The sequence below is a fragment of the Demequina aurantiaca genome, assembly GCF_050598105.1.
Classification (GTDB): Bacteria; Actinomycetota; Actinomycetes; order Actinomycetales; family Demequinaceae; genus Demequina; species Demequina aurantiaca_A.
In genome coordinates, this window is the sequence record NZ_CP192436.1 from 1013101 (window position 1) to 1032380 (window position 19280).

The following is a 19280-nucleotide window of genomic DNA, read 5'->3' on the forward strand; positions in this document are numbered from 1 at the left end:
GCGTGACTGTTGTTGGTGAACCGCTCGCGGGTTGCGTCATGGTGATCACGGCCGACCGGCGTAAGCGCGAGCTGGCGTCGGCCCTTGAGCGTCGCGGCGCGACTGTTCAGCACGCGGCCGCGCTGAGTACCGTCCCTCATCTCGACGACGAACAACTGATCGCGGACACCAGGGCCCTGATCGCCGAGCCTCCGCACGTGGTCGTGGCGACCACCGGCATCGGCTTCCGTGGCTGGGTGGAGGCTGCCGACGCCGCTGGGCTCGCGGAGGACCTGCTGGCCTGCCTGCGAGGCGCGCGTTTAGTGGCCCGCGGGCCCAAGGCCAGGGGCGCGATCCAGGCCGCCGGTCTTGAGGCCGACTGGGTAGCGGAGACGGAGACGGCCGCGGAGCTGCGCGACTACCTCCTGGCGGAGGGAGTCGCCGGCCTGCGCATCGCGGTCCAGCACCACGGCAACGGCTCCGACGGACTCGACGAGGCCTTCACCGGCGCGGGCGCGCACGTGCGCAGCCTGGTGGTTTACGGATGGGGCCCGCCGGTCGACCCTCAAGTGCATCGCGAGTGGGTTCAGCGGGCGGCCGATGGCGGGGCGGACGCAGTCCTGTTCACGTCGGCGCCGGGCGCGCAGGAGTGGCTGACCACGGCGCGCGAGCTCGGTGTGGTCGACGACGTGGTGCGTCGCACCGCGGACAGGTCGCTGGTGATGGCGGCGGTCGGGCCCGTCACTGCCGCGCCGTTGGAGGACGCCGGCATCAAGGTCTGCTACCCGGACCGGTGGCGCCTCGGCGCGCTCATTCGCGAACTCGTGCGCCACTACTCGGAGAACTCCGCGGGGATCAGCACCGCGAGCGGCGTGCTGGTCATGCGCGCGACCGCCGCCGTACTCGACGGGCGTATCCTGCCGCTGACGCCCACTGGGCTGGATATTCTGCGGGCGCTCGCGGACGCAGAGGGGGACGTGCTGACGCGCGACCAGCTCGCGGCGCTCCTGCCCGGCGCGCAGGCGGGGCCGCACGCGGTCGAGGCCGCCATTAACCGCCTCCGCGAGAACGCGGGCGGCAAGGAAATCGTCAGGACAGTCGTGAAGCGAGGCTACGCGTTAGGAGTGACGTCATGACCAGCGAAGATGCCCCCAACTCCCCGGTGCTCATCGGGTGCGCCCACGGCACCAGGGAGCCGGCCGGTCAGCAGGTGATCCGGGACCTGCTCGACGCGGTCCGCGAGCACCTGGGAGTCGAGGTGAGCGAGGCCTACGTGGACGTGCAGGACCCCAAGGTTGACCAGGTGGTCGCTCAGATCGAGTCGAGCGAGGACGCCGACGAGGATGCGCTCGCCGCCGTCGTTATCCCGCTGCTGCTGGGCGGCGGCTATCACGTGTACGTGGACATCGCCCGGGCCATCGAGGACCGCCCCGACGTCGTCGCCGCTCCCGCGCTCGGCCCCGACGAGCGCCTCATCGACATTGTGCTCGAGCGCGTCGCCGCGGCGGGCATCCCCGCGACGGCCACGTTGGTCCTGGCCGCCGCCGGCTCGTCGGACCCGCGCTCGCAGGCGGACACCGAGGCCGCCGCGGACATGCTGCGGGTGCACTGGGGCGGACCGGTGCGCGTCGGCTACGCCGCGGGCATCAAGCCCAGCGTCGCGGAGGCCGTCGAGGCCGCGCGCGCCTACGGCGAGGACATGGAGGTTGCCGTGGCATCATTCCTGCTTTCTCCGGGTTTCTTCCAGGGGCGCATCGAGGCGGCGGGCGCCGACCACTTCACCGGCCCGCTCGCGCCGCACCCGCTGCTCCTGGAAATCATCGCCGACAGGTATCGTGAGGCGAGTGGAGCCTGACCGAGTCACCCCAGCCGCGACAGAGGTAGATCCTTTTGTGCGGCAGCGCACGCTCGCGGGGTTCGGTGAGGCCGGTCAACGCGCGCTAGCCGATGCGTCGGTGGCGATCGTGGGGGTCGGCGGGCTCGGGTGTCCCGCCGCGCTGTATCTCGCGGCCGCGGGTGTGGGGCGCATCACCCTGATCGACTCCGACACCGTCTCCGTCACCAACCTGCACCGGCAGGTGCTCTTTGGGCCTGACGATGTGGGCGAGCGCAAGGTCGACGCCGCCAAGCGCCGCCTCGCCGCCATCGCCCCGCTTTGTCGCGTGACCGCCGTTTTTGTCCGCCTGAGCGCGGCCGATGCCGAGGCCACCCTGGCGGGCCACGACGTGGTGCTCGACGCCACGGACACCTTTCACGCGCGGCTCCTGATCGACGACGCGACGGCCCGCCTGGGCATCCCGGTCGCGTGGGGCGCCGTCCAGGGATGGCACGGCCAGGTCACCGCCTTCGGTGCGCGAGTACGCCTGCGGGACGCGTTCCCCGCCGAGCCCGAGCTGGACCTGGACGTGTGCGACAACGGCCCCGTCATGGGCACCGTGTGCGGCCAGGTCGCCACGGCGATGGCCACCGAGGCCATCAAGCTCGCGAGCGGCGCAGGCTCCTCCCTCGAGGGGCGCATCGAAGTCCTGGACGGACGGTCGGGTCAGTGGAGGTCACTTCCGGTAGGTGCGGGACAGCGCGACGTGGGCAGCGACAATGCGTAGCGTCGACGATCACGTCGCCGCGGCCGTCGCGCTGGTCTCCACGCTTCCCGCGACGGAGTTGCCGCTCGCTGAGGCCCTGGGCCTCGTGCTGGCCGAGCCGGTGACCGCCCGGGTCGACTCGCCCCCGTTTGATAACTCCGCGATGGACGGCTTCGCGGTATTGATGGCGGACGTCGACGGCGCGACCGCGGACACCCCGGTGACGCTGCGCGTGGCCGGAGAGAGCGTCGCGGGGTCGGAATCTACCCCCACCGTCACGCCCGGCACGGCGGTACGCATCATGACGGGCGCCCCGTTGCCGTCCGGCGCGGACCTCGTGGTCCCGGTGGAGGCCACCTCCGCGAGTTTCCAGATGTTCGAGCCCGTCGACGCGGACGGCGCCGCGGTGCGGATCTTCTCAGCGCCGGCAGGACGCACCCACATCCGGAGACGAGGCACGGACGTCGTCGAGGGCCAGGTAGTCATGGAGGCCGGCGTGCTGCTGGGCCCTTCGCAGTTGGCGGCGGCCGCGAGCGTGGGAGCGGCCCGCCTGCGGGTGATTCCCCGCCCGGTGGTCGCGATCCTCGCCACCGGAGACGAGCTGGTGGCGCCGGGCCAGGCGCTGCGCGCCGGCCAGATCTACGACTCGAACTCGGTGGTCCTCGCCGCGAGCGTTCGCCGCGCGGGCGGCACCCCGCTGGTGCTCACGCGCGTGGGGGACACCGCCCAGGCGCTGCACGACGCGCTGGAATCTGTCGAGGCCGACCTGATCGTCACCTCCGGCGGGGTCAGCGCTGGCGTGTACGACGTGGTCAAGGGCGCGCTGGCGCAGCGCGGCGTCGAGTTCGTGCAGGTCGCGATGCAGCCGGGCAAGCCGCAGGGACTCGGGTCGGTGGGCTCCACCCCCATCGCGTGCCTGCCGGGCAACCCCGTGTCGTCGCTCGTGTCCTTCGAGGTGATCGTCGCTCCCATGCTGCGGGTGCTGCGGGGGCTGCCGCCGCATCGGCCGCGTGAAAGCGTCACCGTCGCTCTCGGCTGGACCACGCCTCTCGCACGTCAGCAGTACATGCCGGTGCGATTCCTGGCGGACGGCACCGTGGTGCCCGCCACCGTAGGCGGCTCCGGCTCGCACCTGGTCGCCAGCCTCGCGCTGGCCGAGGCGCTCGCGGTGGTCCCCGCGGAGGTCGACGCGGTCGCCGAGCGCGATACCGTTGAACTCATAAGATTTTCTGGTTGAGAGGCAAGAACCGTGTCGAACTTTACGCATTTGGACTCGGCGGGACACGCCCGCATGGTCGACGTGACCAACAAGCAGCCCACCATCCGCAGCGCGACGGCGCGCGGGTTCGTCGAGTGCGCGCCGCACGTGGTCGCCGCGCTGAGGGACGGCTCGGTGCCCAAGGGTGACGTGCTCGCCGTCGCGCGGATCGCGGGCATCGCGGGAGCCAAGAAGACCCCCGACCTGCTGCCACTGGCGCACGTCATCGGCGTGCACGGGGTCGTGGTCGACCTCGAGGTGGTCGACGCGGGCGTCGCGATTGAGGCCACGGCGCGCACCGCGGACCGCACGGGCGTGGAGATGGAGGCGCTCACCGCCGTCAGCGTGGCCGCGCTCAATGTCGTGGACATGGTCAAGGGGCTGGACAAGGGCACCTCCATCGGGCGCATCGAGCTGGTGGCCAAGACCGGGGGAAAGTCCGGGGACTGGAGCCGCGACGCATGACACTCTCAGCGATAGTTCTTGCAGGCGGGAACGCGCGCAGGCTGGGCGGCGCGTCCAAGCCGGACCTGATTGTGGGCGAGGACACCCTGCTTGACCTGACGCTGGCCGCCTGCGCGGCGGTTCAGGCGTCGCCGGTGGTTGTCGTGGGCCCGGACTCCTTGGCGCGCGACGGCATCCTCGTCACGAGCGAGGATCCGCCCGGCGGTGGGCCCGCGGCCGGCGTGGCGGCGGGACTGGAATCACTCGCGTCCTTGGTGGGCGACGCGGACGGCTTCGACCCGGAGGACCTGATCCTGTGCCTCGCGTGCGACATGCCCAATGCGGCCGATGCCGTCCAGGCGCTCGTCGAGGCGGCGACGGCGCGCGTCAGCGAGGACGAGGACTCGACCATGGACGGCCGCACCGTCGACGGCGCGTGGGTGGTCGACGACATCGGCCGTCACCAGCCCCTGCTGGCCGTGTATCGCGCTCAGTCACTGATGCACGCGGTGAAGGCGCTGCCGCAGCTGACGGGCGCGTCGATGAGCGACCTGACGTACGAACTGGTGATGGCGCCGGTGCTCGGATTGCACGGTGTGAGCGACGACATCGATACTTGGCAGGACGCGGACCGTTGGGGTGCGCGACCATGGCCCAGCAGGCTTGGGGAGGAATCATGACTTCACCCGCACAACTCGAATCCTGGGTGGCGGCGCTGTCCGTCGAACTCGGGGTCGACCTCGACGAGGTCGATGTCCAGGGGCTGCTTGACGTCGCGCGCGACGCCGCCCACTCGGTGACCCGACCCGCGGCCCCGCTCGCGACCTTCCTGGTGGGTTACGCCGCTGCGCTCAACGGCGGCGGCGTCGATGCCGTGGCCGAGGCATCGCGCAAGACCAGCGCCCTCGCGCTGGCGTGGACTGAAGAGATGCCCGGCTGATGGTGACCGTGAGGCTGTTCGCCGCTGCGGCGGAGGCCGCAGGTTGCGAGGAGACGTCTGTGCCGTCGGGCACGACCAGCCAGATCGGCGAGCAGCTGATCGAAACCGGCGGCGACGAGTTTGCCCGCGTGTGGCGCCAGTGCGCGCTGATGGTGGAGGGGCGCAGGGTGGGGCCCGACGAGGTCATCGCGGACGGCTCGATGCTGGACGTGCTGCCGCCGTTCGCCGGGGGCTAGGCCCGCCAGTGCCGCTAATCGAGGCCCGCGGCGAGTGGATAGACCCAGTCGTTGAGCACTGTCTCACCCGCGCCAACCGCCGGGTCGGTCGTGGTGCCCACCAACGTGAAGCCCGCCTTCTGGCACACGGCGTTGGATGCCCCGTTGGTCACGCTCGGAAACGCGCGCAGCACGCCGGTGTGGCCACGCTCGCGCAGCCAGTCGATCAACGCGATGGCGGCTGACGGCGCGATTGCCCGCCCGCGAAAACCTGCCTCGACTGACCAGCCGCATTCCAGCTCGTCGGGGACCTGCGGATCGGGGGTCCAGAACCCGACCATCCCCACTCCCTCGGGGTGGCCCGGGATGGTGACGCGGAACTGCTGGCCCTGGTTGATCGCGGGAAGCCGCAGGTAGCGCTCGTGACGTCGCAGGACCCCGGCGTCGTCCTCTACACCGCCCATCTGGTCCATGAGTTCGGGCGTGTTGGCGCGACGCAGCAGATCGAGGTCGGCCGCCGAGTAGGGGTAAATCTCGATAGCTGGAGGGTTGCTCGTCGTCATCACCCGAGTGAAGCATGTGGCGCTGACAAACGGCTAGCGCATGCTGCGAAGGGCGGGGCCTAGTGGTCAAGTGCCGAGAGGTACACGACGGCCTCCGCCGGGTCCACGTGCAGGGTGACCGTCTCGCCGATGCTCGGGGCTCCATCGCGGACCACTTCGAGGTCCAGATCCGCGATCAGCCCTCCCGCCCAGATTCGCAGCGACTCCGCGTGGGCCTCGACGGCCGTGACGGTCGCGGTCATGGTGTTGGGCGCGGTAGGCCTTCCTTCCGGGGACGGCGGCACAACCCGCACGGCCGCGGGCCTCACCGTCAGCAGTGCGTCCGTGCCCGGCGTGGCATGGGCTGGCGAGGCCGATGGCGGCGTGGTTCCGTCGGGCAGTGCGCGCCCGACGAAGGCGGAGCCCGCGAGTTCGGTTCCGTCGGGCAGTCGGAGGCCGGTCGCGGTGCGCACGCCGCGGACTAGCCCGCGCCCGGCCATGCGGGCCGTGAACGGGTGCTGAGGCCGAGCCAGGACGTCGCGGGTGGGTCCGGTCTCGACGATCCCGCCGTCGTGCAGCACGGCGATGTCGTCCGCGAGCATCGACGCGTCAACCACGTTGTGGGTGGCGAGGATGGCGGTGCGGCCCCGCAGCACGGTCGCGAGGAGAGCGCGGATAGTCACGGCCGCATCCACATCGAGCGCGGCCAGGGGCTCGTCCAGCAGCAGGACGGCGGGCTCAGCGGCGAGGGCGCGGGCGATCGCCACACGCTGTGCCTGTCCGCCGGAGAGGGCTGCCGGCCGCGACAGTGCGAGGGACTCTGCTCCCACCGCGCGCAGCCACGACAATGCGGACTCGCGGGCGACGGATCGGGTCGCGCCTGCCGCACGCAAGGGGAAGGCCACGTTGTCGAGCGCGCTCAGGTGGGGGAACAGCATCGGGTCTTGTCCAAGCAGGCCGATGGGTCGCGCGTCCGGGCGGGGCCACCGGGCGGAGGTGGGGGAGAGCTCGAACAGCTCGCCACCATCCAGCCGCGCGCTGCCGGCGTCGGGTCGCAGCAGGCCGGCCAGCACGCCGAGCAGCGAGGACTTTCCGGACCCATTGGGGCCCAGCAGCGCCAGCGTGCGCCCCGCCTCGACGGCGAGGTGCGCGTCCAGGCCGCGTGCCTTGATGGTGGCGGAGGCGGTGAGCTTCATCGGGCGCTCCGGCGGCCGGGGCGCCGGTAGGCGAACCCGACGATGGCGAGCGCGATCACTATTAGCAGCAGGGACAGCGCCACGGCGGCATCGGGGTCCACCTCGCGCTGGAGGTAGATCTCCAGCGGCACGGTCCGGGTGACGCCCTCAAGGCTCCCCGCGAAGGTCAAGGTGGCTCCAAACTCGCCGAGCGCCCTCGCGAAGCACAGCACCGTCCCCGCGATGAGCGCGGGCCACATCAGCGGCAGGGTGACGTGGCGAAACGCGTACCCGCGCCGCGCACCCAGCGCGGAGGCGACACCCTCGTATCCGGCGCCACGCCCGCGCAGCGCCGATTCGAGCGTGAGCACCATGAAGGGTAGCGCCACGAACGTCTGCGCCAGCACCACGGCCGCGGTGGAGAAGGCGATGTCTATTCCTAGGACCTCCAGCGTGCCGCCCAGGAGTCCGCGCTTGCCGAACGCGTAGAGCAGGGCGAGCCCTCCCACCACCGGGGGAAGGACCAACGGCACCAGCACCAGCGTGCGGGCGAGCGTCTTGAGGGGAAACTCGACGCGAGCCAACACCATGGCCATCGGCACCCCGAGCAGGATGCACAGCAGCGTCGCGACGAGGGACGTGCGCAGCGAGAGCGCGAGGGCCGCGACGGCGCTGTCCGAGGTCACCAGGGAACCAAAGTTCGCCCAATCAACCCTGGTCGCCATCGCGACCAGCGGGATCAGGATGAGCAGCGCGCCCACGGCGGCGACGGGCGGCAACCACGGCGGCACGTAGCCCGCCGTTGGCGAGGGCGAGGGCGAGGGCGAGGAGCGACGCGTCCCGGCGGCGGAGCGCGAGGAGTCCGACGGTGCGAGCGTCATGGTGTCCCGAATCCTGCGCTCGTCAGCACCACTGCGGCACTGGCCCCCGCGACATAGTCGACGAAGTCCTGCGCGGCGGGGCTCGAGCCGGCGAGCGCGGCAATCGGGTAGGAGGTGGTGGCGACGTCGGCGCCCGCGATGGTGACACCTAGGACGGCCGCCCCGGCCCGCACGACGTCGGTGACGTAGACGACTCCCGCATCGGCCTGGCCGGTGGTCACCTTGCCCAGCACGTCGGTGACCGAGGACTCCTCGCTGACGGGCGCGATGTGGATCCCCGTGGCTTGTTCGAGCTTCTGCTCCGCCACGCCGCACGGGACCTGCGGTGCACACGCCACGGTGGCGACGGCGGGGTTGGCGAGGTCCGCGAAGGTCTCGATGCCCGCGGGGTTGTCCGGCGGAACCGCGATGGCGGGCACGTTGGTCGCGAAGGTGACGGGCGCCGCGGCGGTGAGGCCCGAATCGGCGACGCCCTGCATCTGGGCCTGGTCGGCGGAGGCGAAGACGTCCGCAGGAGCGCCCTCGACTATCTGCGTGGCGAGATCTGACGAGCCCGCGAAGGAAAGGCGGATGCTCACGCCGGGGTGCTCGGCCTCGTAGTCGTCGGCGATCTGCGTGAATGTGTCGGTGAGGGAGGACGCGGCGAAGACGGTCACGGTTTCCACGGGGGAGTTCGCTTCCGCCGTGCAGCCGGTCAGCGACCAGCCGGCCAACGCGCAGATCGCCATCGCTGCCGGGACGACTCGCTTCACGAGCGCGCCTTGGCCTCTGCCGTCTCGATGATGACGGTGGTGGCCTTGACCACCGCGACGGCCACCGTGCCGACCTCCAGGCCCAGCTCCCGCACGGCCTCGGAGCTCATGAGGGAGACCACCCGGTGGGGTCCGCATTGCAGCTCGACCTGCGCCATCACGGTGTCGGCGGTGACTGCGGTGACGATCCCGACGAACTGATTGCGAGCGGACCGGGCCACGCCGCTGGTGTCGCTGGGGGCGACGGCGTGGTCGTGGGCGAGGCGGGCCACGTGTGCTCCGTCAATTAGCGCCCGGCCGGACTCGTCCTTGACGGTGGGCAGCGAATCGGCGTCGATCCAACGGCGCATGGTGTCATCGCTCACCCCGACGAGACGGGCGGCTTCGGAAATCCGTAAGTGCGGCATAAAGAACAGATTAGCGACGCATCTGCGGAGAAGCCAAGCGGGGGAGGCGCCCCGGGCTCAATTAGGAGGCGTCGCTGCGCAGCGAGTGCGCCATGGTCTGCAGCATGCGGAAAGCGTCGGACTGCTCGTCCTCGGTCAGCCCAGCCAGCATGCGAACCTCCACTTGCCGGACCGCGGCGGTCGCCTTGTCCAGCAGTGCCTTGCCGCGAGGGGTGAGACGCGTGGGAAGCACCTTCCCGACGGGCGCCGACTCGGGCCGGGTGACGTGACCGTCGCGCTCCAGCGTTTGGAGCAGCACGTTCATTGACTGTCGGGTCACGAACACGCCCCGCGCGAGTTCCGAGTTGGACAGGCCCGGGCGCTGGGCGAGTAGCTCGAGGCAGGAGTAGTGCGTCACGGTCATGCCGAGCGGTCGCAATTCCTCGACCATGGCGGCGCGTAGCGCGCTCGAAGCCTCCTTGAGGGCGTAGCCCAGGGAGGTCTCCAAGTTGATGCCGGTTCCGTCTTGACCCATGTCAGTATTCTGACATATATTGATCCGTGTCAGCAAACTGACATAGACGTAAGGAGCATCACCATGCCAGTTACCGGACCCGATTTCATCTCACTTCAAGTGCTGGACCTCGACGCCTCGCAGGCGTTCTACGAGAACTACCTAGGGCTGGTCCGCTCGCAGGCCGGACCGCCACACGCCGTGGTGTTCGAGACCAAGCCGATCGCCTTCGCGCTCCGCTCGGTCATCGAAGGCACGGATCTGGCGTCCGTATCTCAGCCGGGAATTGGCGTCGCGATCTGGCTGCACGCCACTGAGGTGCAGGCTATTCACGACGCCCTGGTCGCAGACGGACACGGCATCGTCGCGGCACCGATCGATGGACCCTTTGGCCGAACGTTCACCTTCGCCGACCCCAACGGCTACCACGTCACCCTCCACGACCGCGGCTGATACTCGACAGGCAACGGGAGCGCATAGCGGTTGCAGGGCTACTGCGGCAGGTACTCGACTGGAAGGGGTGCGCTACGCGTGGTGGGCAGCCACTCGAGATCCGTCGCCGCCAGATCGCGCACGAGGTCGTTGCTCCCGCTCACGATCAGCGAGTCGGAGTAGGCGGCGCAACCGACCATAAAGCCCAGGTCGCCTGGGATCAATGCGACGGGGAACTGTCGATTCTCTTGCTCGGTGAAGAGGTGCAGATCCTCGAAGCCGATGCGAGCGATTAGGTGGTGCCCGTCGTGCCAGCGGGTCCTACCGTCCGACCAAGGGATGCGAGTGAAGTCGAAACCCGCCGGAACTGCGTCGTCGCGCATGGGACTCAGCACGGCATACAGTTCGCGGCTCTCCGTGTGGGCAGGCAGTAGTTGCGTGAGGACCTTGACCACCGACTCGTCGACCTCCCCGTATGGGGACTGAAGGCCGCGTGCATTGGGTAGTCCCGTTTCGGCTAATTCCGACCAGGGTGTCTGGGCAGCGAGCTCGATGCCGGCATCGGCGGCGATCGAAGACCACGAGGTGGGGCCGCTGGCGCCGGGCACCGGAAGGAAGATTCGCGCCACGGCGGCGTGTTCGCGCTCGGCGATACTCCCCACCGTTGAGAGGTCTCTGTCAGTCTCGGGCCACTTCATGTTTTCCCCCTGAGCAACCGGACGCTCCATAGCCGTCGGAGCCCTCAGTATTGCTTAGCCAGGCCGTATCTACGGCTGCGCTCTGGCGCATTGGCAGTCAAGAGGGCGGCGCTTACCGACGCTCTAAAAAGAAACGACTCGTCAATATGACGACTATTCAGTGCTCCCGGGCCTTTCTCCGTATAGCGTGTACAAAGACGGGGGTGGGGATGAATCACGCGACGGTTGTCAAAGGTCTAGCGGCGATGGTGGGGGTCTTCTTGCTCTCGAGTTGCGCCTCTGGTGGCACCGAAATTCGGGTGACAAATGACTGCGTCGAGGATCTTCAGTTCGGCGTATACGACACTCGCGTTGACTGGGAAACCCATGATGATATGGAGATCGCGACTGGGGACTCCCGGGTGTTTAGCGTCAATGGGAGCGATGTCGTCTCCGTCGATTTGGTTGCATCGCGCGTAGTTGATTCCGCGGAAGCCATTTCGAGGGTCAGTGTCAGCAATGAACTGACGATGGCAGACCTCTCGGCCGAATCGGACGGAACTCTCGCCATCACCGCGAATGGTGACATGTGCCCAGAGCCGTTATCGGCGGGTTAGGCGACACCAGCTCTCCAAAAGGGAACACCTCTCCGATGCCCCCACTCCCGCGCGCGATCGGCACGAGGTGCGCTCGGGCCAACGACTACACGACTGACTCCAGACCCGGCCTGTCGTCAATCCAGCCAGTCTGGCGGACTCTGACATTCTTCGTGGGCACCGTTGCTCAAACAGTTCAAGACATGAGTAATGGACGAAATCCGGTATACAGACGCCACTGTCGAAGGTCTCACAATTCCATGTACATCAGATACGGAGACCGCGGCAATGCGGGGATGCGCGCGCATGTTCGAGCCAGCGCGATAAGTCGGCGCTAGGCCCGGATAAAGAAATACCACGACAGCAAGAGCGCGATCTGCACGACAGTGATAGACAACCCCGCGATCGCAATTCCTCGGCCACTCCGATCCCCGCCGCTAGTCTGGAGAAGCCCGCCTATCGAGAACGCGAGGCCGAGCGGGATGATGCCGAGCAACGCGAAGACCAGGCCGATGATCGCTGAACTCGAGGTACGCTGTGGCGCCGTCTGTGGCGTGACTCCCTGGTACGTCATGCTCAACATCGTACGGCGACCTTCGCGGACACGCTCGCTCTCAACGGGGTCCTGCTGTGCACACCGCCTTGACTGAAGACCGAGGACTCAAATTAGCCGCCGATTGCGCTCATGGGACGGTCGGGCTGTAGGAAAGCCGGGTCGTCGATGTCGTGGCCGGGCTGCTTGAGCTGCAGGCAGGCGGTGATTGCGGCGGCGATGGCCTCGTCGTCCGAGCCGTCGCGCACCAGGGCCCGGATGTCCGACTCCTTGCGCGCGAACAGGCAGGCGCGTAGCTGGCCGTCGGCGGTGAGGCGCACGCGGTCGCAGGTTCCGCAGAACGGCGCCGTGACGGAGGCGATGACGCCCACCGAGGCTGGTCCGCCGTCGATGTCCCACACCTGAGCTGGTGCGGCGCCGCGGTCGCCGCGCTCGGTGAGCGTGTAGTGCCCGGTGAGCTGGGCCAGGATTTCCTCGCCCGTCACCATCTCGTTGCGGTCCCACGTGTGCCCGGCGTCCAGCGGCATCTGCTCGATGAACCGCATCTGGTACCCGTGGTCCACGCAGAACTGCGTGAGCTCCACGATCTCGTCGTCGTTCACGCCGCGCATCGCGACGGCATTGATCTTGATGGGGGACAGGCCCGCCGCATCGGCCGCAGCAAGTCCGGCGAACACGTCGGTGATGCGGTCGCGGCGCGTGAGCTCGGTGAAGCGTTCGCGGCGCAAGGTGTCCAGCGACACGTTGACGCGGGCGAGGCCGGCGTCGCGCAGCTTGGCGGACAGCCCGGGCAGGCGCAGGCCGTTGGTGGTCAGCGACACCTCGGGGCGACCGTTGGGCCCCTCAAGGTTGGCCATGCGCTCCACGACGTCCACCACGTCGGGGCGCAGCAGGGGCTCCCCGCCGGTCAGGCGGATCTCGCTGATGCCCATCTCGACCCCGACGCGCGCCACGCGCACCAGCTCATCGGTGGTGAGCATCGTGTCAGCCTTGAGCCACGGCACGCCCTCCGCCGGCATGCAGTACGTGCAGCGCAGCGAGCAGCGGTCGGTGAGGCTGATGCGCAGGTCGCGGTGTTCGCGGCCAAAGCGGTCCAGGAGTGCGCCGGTGGTCATGAGATACCTACCCAGGTCTGTGAGCCGTCGGCCAGAATTTCGCGCTTCCACACGGGCAGCTCGGCCTTGATCCGCTCCACAAGTAGTCGGCAGGTGTCGAACGCCTCCGCGCGGTGGGCGCTGGAGACGGCGGCCACGATCGCGGCGTCGCCCACTCCCAGGAGGCCGATGCGGTGGGTCACGGCGGCGGAGACGTCGCCGGTGCAGGTCTCCCCGGCGATTCGCTCGATGGTCGCCTGCGCATCGGGATGGGCGGTGTAGTCCAGGTGAGTCACCTCGCCTTCGACCGAGGGGTCGTGATCACGCACCGTCCCGATGAACGTCGCGATTGCCCCGCGACTCGAGCCCGCGACTGCACTGACGTGCTCGTCGAGGGACAGCGGGTCGGCGGTGACGCGCGCGAGTGAAATCAATGGTCCTCGCCGTCCAGCTGCGCGATCATATGCGGCAGCAACGGCAGCAGGGTGTGGATTCCGGCGGTCGCGGAGTCGAGTGAGCCCGGCAGGTTGATGACGATCGCGGTGATCGGGCCGCCGGTGACGCCGGCGATTCCACGCGAGAGTGCTGCGGTGGGGACGGACACGCCGCTGACCCTGCGCAGGAGTTCAGGGATGCCGGGAATGGGGCGCGCGATGATGCTCGCCGTGGCCTCCGGAGTGAAGTCGCGGGGCGCAATGCCCGTGCCGCCGGTGGTGATCACGACGCGCGCGCCGGTGCTGGTGGAGGCCCGCAGCGCGTTGAGCACCGTGTCCACACCATCGGCCACCACGCTGTGCTCTACTTCGGCACCCGCGTCCTTCAGGGCTTCGGCAATGACTTTGCCGCTGGTGTCCACGCGCTCGCCTCGCGACGCACGGTCAGACACAGTGATAACGGCGCACAGGACATCGTTAAGTTCGTTTGTCATATACGCAGTCTACGAGTTGTGACGAGTGGGTGGGTTGTCCGCGCTAGCCGCACCCATCTATCCGGGACGCGCCGAAGTTGAACCTTGAAACCGCGCGGTCACGAGATTGAAACCCCGTGGCGTTAGTGTGGTGCAATGACGTCAGAATCGCCGCATACCCCGTGGACGGGGTACACGCCAGCCGCAGCTTGGGACGAAGCAGTCGATGTCAAGGGCAAGGTGCGCGAACCCTACGCCCGCGTCTACGCGGAGATCGACCGCATGTCGGGCGACGACCTTTTTGCCCGAGCCGAGGCGCTCGCGAGCACGTACCTGGCGCAGGGTGTCACGTTCGATCACGCCGGCGAGGAGCGCCCCTTCCCGCTGGACATCGTGCCGCGAGTGATCGGCGCGGATGAGTGGGACATCATCGACCCCGGTGTGTCGCAGCGAGTCAGGACGCTCGAGGCGTTCCTCGCGGACGTCTACGGCTCTCAGCACTGCGTCACGGACGGCGTCATCCCGCGCAAGCTGATCGCGTCGTCACAGTATTTTTACCGCTCCGTCGCCGGCGTGGACCCCGCGAACGGCGTGCGCGTGCACGTGTCGGGAATCGACCTGGTGCGCGACGAGCACGGCATCTGGCGAGTCCTAGAGGACAACGTGCGGGTGCCCTCGGGCGTCAGCTACGTGCTGTCCAACCGTCGGGCCATGTCGCAGATGTTCCCCGACATGTTCGGCGCCATGGGCGTGCGTCCAGTGTTGGAGTACTCGCAGCGTCTGAGGTCCGCACTCGCGAAGGCGGCACCCGAGGACGTCGACGACCCCACCATCGTGGTGCTCACGCCGGGCGTGTTCAACTCCGCCTATTACGAGCACTCGTTGCTCGCGCGCACCATGGGCGTTGAGCTCGTCGAGGGCCGCGACCTTGAGACCCACAACGGGCGGGTGTACATGCGCACCACGGCGGGACGCCGGCGCGTCGACGTCATCTACCGACGCATCGACGACGACTACCTGGACCCCATCGCCTTCCGCCCGGACTCGACCCTTGGCGCGCCGGGGATCATTCACGCCGCGCGTCTTGGCAACGTCACCATCGCCAACGCGGTGGGCAACGGCGTCGCGGACGACAAGCTCATCTACACGTACATGCCCGACCTCACTCGCTACTACCTCAGCGAGGAGCCCATCCTTCCCAACGTCGATACCTGGCGCCTCGAGGAGCCGGAGGCTCGCGAGGAGGTCATGGACCGACTCCACGAGCTGGTGGTGAAGCCGGTCGATGGCGCGGGAGGCAAGGGCGTGACCATCGGCCCCAAGGTTTCCAAGGCAGAGCTTGAGGCGGTTCGCAAGCAGATCCTGGCTGACCCGCGCGGCTGGATCGCGCAGCCCGTGGTGCAGCTATCCACGGTGCCCACGCTCACCGACGACGGGCTCGACCCGCGCCACGTGGACCTGCGGCCCTTCGCTATCAACGACGGCGACGATGTCTGGGTGCTCCCGGGCGGGCTCACGCGCGTGGCAATGGCCAAGGGTCAGCTGATCGTCAACTCTTCCCAGGGTGGCGGCTCCAAGGACACCTGGGTGCTGGGTGGCGTCCGCCACCGCGGCACCGCTCCTCCTCCCGCCGAGGCGCACGCGGACTTCTCCGGCCTAGGAGCCGTACCCCAGGCCGCGCACCCCGAGGACTACGCCGCGGGCCAGGAACAACAACAGCAGCAACAACAACAGGGCGGTGAGAGCTAATGCTGAGCCGCATCGCTGAGTCTTTGTTCTGGATTGGTCGCTACGTGGAGCGCGCGGACAACACCGCCCGCCTGCTGGACGTGCACCTCAACGTGCTGCTCGAGGACCCGTGGGTCGACGAGCCCAGCGCCAACGCCTCGATTCTGGCTGTCATGAACTGTGAGTTCGAGGCGCCCGTGTCGCGATCCGACGTGCTCGAGCAGCTGGCCTTCGACCGCGACCGCTCCTCCTCCATCGCGGGCACGCTGTCAGCGGCCCGCGAGAATGCGCGCCGGGCCCGTGAGGTCATCTCCACGGAGGTGTGGGAGAGCCTGAACATGACGCGCAACCAGCTCCCGCGCTGGTCGCAGGCGTCCCGGCCCCACGAATACTTTGTCTGGGTTCGCGAGCGCGCCGCAGTGGTGTGGGGCCTGTCGAGCGCGACCACCTCGCGCGACGACGCGTGGCACTTCATGGAACTGGGACGCTCGCTGGAGCGCGCCGACATGATCGCGCGACTGCTGATGACCCGCAATCTTGAGGGCACCACCGGGCCCAACTGGACCACGCTGCTGCGCACCTGTTCGGCTCACGAGGCGTACCTGCGCACGGTGCGCTCGCTGGTGACCGAGGAGCGCGCCGCGGAGTTCCTCCTGACCGACCCGCTGTTCCCCAGGTCGATCGCCTACAACCTCGACCGCGCGGAAACCATCCTCGGGCAGATCGACGGGGCGGGATCCAGCCGCATTCTCGCGGACCGCGCCCGGCTTTCCCTGGGCCGCGCCCGCACCAACCTTGAATACACGGACGTGGGCGACATCCTTGCCGACCTGCCGTCCCAGATGCGCGAGGTGCAGCGAGCCTGCACCACCGCATCGACCCTCATCCGTGACCGCTACTTCCTGCCCGCCTCGACGGTCATGTGGAGCCAGGAGGCATTGTGACGACGCTGCGCATTGAACACAAGACCGCTTTCCAGTACGCCGAGCCGGTGGTGTCCTCGTACAACGAGGCGCGCCTCACGCCCGCGTGGCTCCCGCGCCAGCGGGTGCTCGACTCCAATGTGGAGATCTCGCCAGTGTCGTGGCGGTCGACCTACCGCGACTACTGGGAGAGCGACGTGACGGTGTTCGAGGTCACGCAGCCGCACTCGTCGCTGACAGTGACCAGTCGCTCGCTCGTGGAGGTGCTGCCGCAGGTTCACCGCGAGGAGCGAGCAGACTGGAGTGCGCTTCAGGGCCCACGTTTCAAGGACCTGCTGTGCGAGTACCTCGCGCTGACCCCGGTGACGCAGCCGACGGACGAGCTGCTCGCTTTCGCGCAGGAAGCGGCCGGTAAGGCCGAGCCCGACGAGGCCGCGCGCCAGATCTGCGACTTCCTACACGACCAGATCAACTACGTTCCCGGGGTCACCAACGTGCACACCCCGGCGACCGATGCGTGGGCGGCGAGGTCCGGGGTCTGCCAGGACTTCGCTCACCTGGCCATCGGCGCGCTGCGGGCCGTGGGGATTCCCGCCCGGTACGTGTCTGGCTACCTCCACCCCAACCGCGAGGCGGGTATAGGGGAGACCGTCAGCGGCGAGTCCCACGCCTGGGTCGAGTGGTGGGGAGGCGACTGGTTCGGCTACGACCCCACTAACTCGTCAGAGGTGGGCGACCACCACGTGATCGTGGCGCGTGCCCGTGAATACCGTGACGTACGCCCGCTGTCGGGCGTCGTCGCCGGGAACACCACCGGTCTGGACGTCACGGTGAAGGTCACAACGGTCTCCTAGCGGCCGCATCGGCGACGGGGAGGAGCGGGAGAGCCTGCCGAACCGCCGGTCGAACGCGCTCAGTCAGCCCGTGTACTCGAAGTGCCAGGGCTCGGGCTTGCTTCCTGACGGCCTTGCCCAGGTGGGCGAGTTCCAGTTGTATCCGGTGAGCTGGTCCCGCAACCACAGGTACGCGGCTCCGGAGTAACCCCCCGGCAGGGACTTTCCCGAGATATCGATCGCAGCCCCCCAGCCATGGTTCGAGGTGCCCGGAATCGCGGCGAGGTAGCCAAGGACCTCGCGAACCGCGACCTGCTCCGCGTAGCTGCGGTATGTGTCGTTGATGGGAATGTTTATTCCATAGCGTCCTCGAAACGTGATGTTGAGGCGTTCGAGGTCGTCCGCCGCCTGGCAGAGGAGCAATTCCGACCGGTCCCACGACAACGAGCACAGATGAGAGCCGGGGATATTGCCGTTGGAGTACGCGGACTTGGCCCGGGTGATTGCTACTCCTCCCGAGCCGGCAAGGTAATAGCCCCATCCCCATACCGTTGCGCTACCGAGCTGAAGCTCAACCCAGCCTGCTGGGGAAACGGCACCCGTGGGCGTCAGTGCGGTGCCTTGCGTGCGCTGCGCGACTACTGGACTCGACGTTGACGGTCCAGACCGCAGATTGAGAGTTGAGGTGCCGTACACGTACACGACGGAGTGCCGCAGCAGCGGGCCCGACACGGAAGCAGGCGCGTAGGTCACGCCGGCGCGATCCAGGCGGTACAGGAACGCCGCCATGGCATCACGCGTGATGGTGGCACTCGGCCTGAACTCTGCGCCCGTGGAGGTCCGCCAGCCGGTGGTCGCACCCGTGGAGGCGAGCCACACGATTGGCTTATAGAACGGCGAAGAAGTAGCGACATCCTTGAATGGCGACTTAGTGGGCACGGACACCTGGGGGGACCCGGCGTAGCGGTACAGGAACGCGGCCATTGCCTCGCGTGTGATGGCGTCGAACGGGCGGAATTCGTGCCCACCCGTCACTGTCCAGCCCTTCGAGATCCCGGATTCCGCGGCCCACGTGATCTCGGCGTAGAAGGCGGAGGAGGGCTTCATGTCGAGGAAGGGCGAGCGCGGAGCCGCGACGTAGGCGGGCTTGCCCGCGAACCGATAGAGGAAGGCAGCCATCGCGTCCCTAGAGACAGACGAGTAGGGGCGGTACTCCCGCGAGCCGCTCGGCATCTTCCATCCGGTGCTCACGCCGTTATTGGCAAGCCAGTTGATCTCTGTGGCGAACTTCGAGTAGTTACGGGCGCCCACGGTCCCAGAGACGTCGGTAAAGCTGATCGCCGAAGCCGTCCGAGCGGCTTCAGGACTTGCTGACCTCAGCATCGTCGTCGCCGGGGGCAAGGCGTCGTCATCAGGGTCGCGCGGCACGTCCGCGTCATCGGAGTGCTCAGGAGTGGAAGCATCCTCGAGCGGGGGCTCTTGCCCGGGGCCCTCCTCGGGCTTCGTCGTGGGGGAGGGAGTTGATGCTGGATCCTGCGACGGTGTCGGATCCGCGGTCGCCGAGGGTTCGGGGCTCGGGGCCTCAGTGGTTTGCGGCGATGCTGAGTCTGACTGTGCCGGAGTCGACGCGAGCACTATCGGTTGCGCCTGCGCATTAGTGGCACCGAGGACCAGCACGGCGCCGACCGTGACCGTGCATGCGAAGCGCACGGCGATCAGCCGGGCAATATTGCGTAAAGCGGGAATGAACCCTTCTCCTCTGGCATTGATGACGACGCGTGCCTGGGAAGCACACCGATTGCTATAGGGATAATCGGCGTAATTCGGGCGCAAGTAAACCCCGTGTGGCGCATCCCACTGGCGCGGCGC

The 19280-nt window shown here is 68.3% G+C and carries 25 protein-coding genes; 13 read left to right on the forward strand and 12 right to left on the reverse strand.

Annotation, left to right across the window (positions count from 1 at the left end):
- The first annotated feature begins 2 nt into the window (after positions 1 to 2).
- Genes ACQU6B_RS04495 through ACQU6B_RS04530 form a run of 8 tightly spaced genes read left to right on the forward strand, consistent with a single transcriptional unit; the run spans position 3 to position 5439 of the window.
- Positions 3 to 1115 (forward strand): uroporphyrinogen-III synthase, encoded by a 1113-nt coding sequence (locus ACQU6B_RS04495; RefSeq protein ID WP_430868851.1) that lies wholly within the window; start codon positions 3 to 5, stop codon positions 1113 to 1115.
- Positions 1112 to 1834, forward strand: a complete 723-nt coding sequence (locus ACQU6B_RS04500; protein ID WP_430868852.1) for a sirohydrochlorin chelatase — start codon at positions 1112 to 1114, stop codon at positions 1832 to 1834. Before ACQU6B_RS04495 ends, ACQU6B_RS04500 begins: the two co-directional genes overlap by 4 nt.
- Positions 1824 to 2582, forward strand: coding sequence for a HesA/MoeB/ThiF family protein (locus ACQU6B_RS04505; RefSeq protein WP_430868853.1), 759 nt, complete (start codon positions 1824 to 1826; stop codon positions 2580 to 2582). Before ACQU6B_RS04500 ends, ACQU6B_RS04505 begins: the two co-directional genes overlap by 11 nt.
- Positions 2575 to 3798: a molybdopterin molybdotransferase MoeA gene (locus tag ACQU6B_RS04510; RefSeq protein ID WP_430868854.1), complete on the forward strand. Its 1224-nt coding sequence runs from the start codon at positions 2575 to 2577 to the stop codon at positions 3796 to 3798. The genes ACQU6B_RS04505 and ACQU6B_RS04510 overlap by 8 nt, the downstream gene beginning before the upstream one ends.
- A gap of 54 nt (positions 3799 to 3852) precedes the next feature.
- The gene (gene moaC / locus ACQU6B_RS04515; protein WP_430869209.1) at positions 3853 to 4284 is read left to right on the forward strand and encodes a cyclic pyranopterin monophosphate synthase MoaC; all 432 of its coding nucleotides are present in this window, start codon (positions 3853 to 3855) and stop codon (positions 4282 to 4284) included.
- Positions 4281 to 4943: a molybdenum cofactor guanylyltransferase gene (gene mobA, locus ACQU6B_RS04520; protein WP_430868855.1), complete on the forward strand. Its 663-nt coding sequence runs from the start codon at positions 4281 to 4283 to the stop codon at positions 4941 to 4943. The genes moaC and mobA overlap by 4 nt, the downstream gene beginning before the upstream one ends.
- Positions 4940 to 5203 carry a DUF6457 domain-containing protein gene (locus ACQU6B_RS04525; protein WP_430868856.1) on the forward strand — a complete coding sequence of 88 codons (264 nt, stop codon included), beginning with the start codon at positions 4940 to 4942 and terminating at the stop codon, positions 5201 to 5203. Before mobA ends, ACQU6B_RS04525 begins: the two co-directional genes overlap by 4 nt.
- Positions 5203 to 5439, forward strand: a complete 237-nt coding sequence (locus ACQU6B_RS04530) for a MoaD/ThiS family protein (RefSeq protein ID WP_430868857.1) — start codon at positions 5203 to 5205, stop codon at positions 5437 to 5439. The genes ACQU6B_RS04525 and ACQU6B_RS04530 overlap by 1 nt, the downstream gene beginning before the upstream one ends.
- A gap of 14 nt (positions 5440 to 5453) precedes the next feature.
- On the opposite strand, the gene ACQU6B_RS04535 is transcribed toward ACQU6B_RS04530, so the two are convergent.
- From ACQU6B_RS04535 to ACQU6B_RS04560, 6 genes are all read right to left on the reverse strand, one after another.
- Entirely contained in the window at positions 5454 to 5981 is a 528-nt protein-coding gene (locus tag ACQU6B_RS04535) for a GNAT family N-acetyltransferase (protein ID WP_430868858.1), read from the reverse strand.
- Between the two features lie 59 nt (positions 5982 to 6040).
- On the reverse strand, positions 6041 to 7156 hold the full coding sequence (locus ACQU6B_RS04540) for a sulfate/molybdate ABC transporter ATP-binding protein (RefSeq protein WP_430868859.1): 1116 nt from the start codon (positions 7154 to 7156) through the stop codon (positions 6041 to 6043).
- Positions 7153 to 8016 carry an ABC transporter permease gene (locus ACQU6B_RS04545; RefSeq protein WP_430868860.1) on the reverse strand — a complete coding sequence of 288 codons (864 nt, stop codon included), beginning with the start codon at positions 8014 to 8016 and terminating at the stop codon, positions 7153 to 7155. Before ACQU6B_RS04545 ends, ACQU6B_RS04540 begins: the two co-directional genes overlap by 4 nt.
- Positions 8013 to 8768, reverse strand: coding sequence for a molybdate ABC transporter substrate-binding protein (gene modA, locus ACQU6B_RS04550; protein ID WP_430868861.1), 756 nt, complete (start codon positions 8766 to 8768; stop codon positions 8013 to 8015). The genes ACQU6B_RS04545 and modA overlap by 4 nt, the downstream gene beginning before the upstream one ends.
- Positions 8765 to 9175 carry a TOBE domain-containing protein gene (locus ACQU6B_RS04555; RefSeq protein WP_430868862.1) on the reverse strand — a complete coding sequence of 137 codons (411 nt, stop codon included), beginning with the start codon at positions 9173 to 9175 and terminating at the stop codon, positions 8765 to 8767. The genes modA and ACQU6B_RS04555 overlap by 4 nt, the downstream gene beginning before the upstream one ends.
- A gap of 61 nt (positions 9176 to 9236) precedes the next feature.
- Positions 9237 to 9689 carry a MarR family winged helix-turn-helix transcriptional regulator gene (locus ACQU6B_RS04560; protein WP_430868863.1) on the reverse strand — a complete coding sequence of 151 codons (453 nt, stop codon included), beginning with the start codon at positions 9687 to 9689 and terminating at the stop codon, positions 9237 to 9239.
- Between the two features lie 63 nt (positions 9690 to 9752).
- On the opposite strand from ACQU6B_RS04560, the gene ACQU6B_RS04565 reads away from it, so the two are divergent.
- The gene (locus ACQU6B_RS04565; RefSeq protein ID WP_430868864.1) at positions 9753 to 10121 is read left to right on the forward strand and encodes a VOC family protein; all 369 of its coding nucleotides are present in this window, start codon (positions 9753 to 9755) and stop codon (positions 10119 to 10121) included.
- 38 nt (positions 10122 to 10159) lie between these two features.
- On the opposite strand, the gene ACQU6B_RS04570 is transcribed toward ACQU6B_RS04565, so the two are convergent.
- The gene (locus tag ACQU6B_RS04570) at positions 10160 to 10798 is read right to left on the reverse strand and encodes a hypothetical protein (protein WP_430868865.1); all 639 of its coding nucleotides are present in this window, start codon (positions 10796 to 10798) and stop codon (positions 10160 to 10162) included.
- A 209-nt stretch (positions 10799 to 11007) separates the two neighbouring features.
- On the opposite strand from ACQU6B_RS04570, the gene ACQU6B_RS04575 reads away from it, so the two are divergent.
- Positions 11008 to 11394: a hypothetical protein gene (locus tag ACQU6B_RS04575; RefSeq protein WP_430868866.1), complete on the forward strand. Its 387-nt coding sequence runs from the start codon at positions 11008 to 11010 to the stop codon at positions 11392 to 11394.
- Positions 11395 to 11707: 313 nt separating this feature from the next.
- On the opposite strand, the gene ACQU6B_RS04580 is transcribed toward ACQU6B_RS04575, so the two are convergent.
- The 4 genes from ACQU6B_RS04580 to ACQU6B_RS04595 form a co-directional block, all read right to left on the reverse strand.
- Positions 11708 to 11947 (reverse strand): hypothetical protein, encoded by a 240-nt coding sequence (locus ACQU6B_RS04580; protein ID WP_430868867.1) that lies wholly within the window; start codon positions 11945 to 11947, stop codon positions 11708 to 11710.
- Between the two features lie 92 nt (positions 11948 to 12039).
- On the reverse strand, positions 12040 to 13041 hold the full coding sequence (gene moaA, locus ACQU6B_RS04585) for a GTP 3',8-cyclase MoaA (RefSeq protein WP_430868868.1): 1002 nt from the start codon (positions 13039 to 13041) through the stop codon (positions 12040 to 12042).
- Positions 13038 to 13454, reverse strand: a complete 417-nt coding sequence (locus tag ACQU6B_RS04590; protein ID WP_430868869.1) for a molybdenum cofactor biosynthesis protein MoaE — start codon at positions 13452 to 13454, stop codon at positions 13038 to 13040. The genes moaA and ACQU6B_RS04590 overlap by 4 nt, the downstream gene beginning before the upstream one ends.
- A complete protein-coding gene (locus ACQU6B_RS04595; protein ID WP_430868870.1) occupies positions 13451 to 13948 on the reverse strand; it encodes a MogA/MoaB family molybdenum cofactor biosynthesis protein in 498 nt (165 codons plus the stop codon). The genes ACQU6B_RS04590 and ACQU6B_RS04595 overlap by 4 nt, the downstream gene beginning before the upstream one ends.
- Before the next feature lie 135 nt (positions 13949 to 14083).
- On the opposite strand from ACQU6B_RS04595, the gene ACQU6B_RS04600 reads away from it, so the two are divergent.
- Genes ACQU6B_RS04600 through ACQU6B_RS04610 form a run of 3 tightly spaced genes read left to right on the forward strand, consistent with a single transcriptional unit; the run spans position 14084 to position 17432 of the window.
- The gene (locus ACQU6B_RS04600; protein WP_430868871.1) at positions 14084 to 15676 is read left to right on the forward strand and encodes a circularly permuted type 2 ATP-grasp protein; all 1593 of its coding nucleotides are present in this window, start codon (positions 14084 to 14086) and stop codon (positions 15674 to 15676) included.
- On the forward strand, positions 15676 to 16599 hold the full coding sequence (locus ACQU6B_RS04605) for an alpha-E domain-containing protein (RefSeq protein ID WP_430868872.1): 924 nt from the start codon (positions 15676 to 15678) through the stop codon (positions 16597 to 16599). The genes ACQU6B_RS04600 and ACQU6B_RS04605 overlap by 1 nt, the downstream gene beginning before the upstream one ends.
- Positions 16596 to 17432 carry a transglutaminase family protein gene (locus tag ACQU6B_RS04610; RefSeq protein WP_430868873.1) on the forward strand — a complete coding sequence of 279 codons (837 nt, stop codon included), beginning with the start codon at positions 16596 to 16598 and terminating at the stop codon, positions 17430 to 17432. Before ACQU6B_RS04605 ends, ACQU6B_RS04610 begins: the two co-directional genes overlap by 4 nt.
- A 63-nt stretch (positions 17433 to 17495) precedes the next feature.
- On the opposite strand, the gene ACQU6B_RS04615 is transcribed toward ACQU6B_RS04610, so the two are convergent.
- Positions 17496 to 19121, reverse strand: a complete 1626-nt coding sequence (locus ACQU6B_RS04615; RefSeq protein ID WP_430868874.1) for an S-layer homology domain-containing protein — start codon at positions 19119 to 19121, stop codon at positions 17496 to 17498.
- Positions 19122 to 19280: the final 159 nt, after the last annotated feature.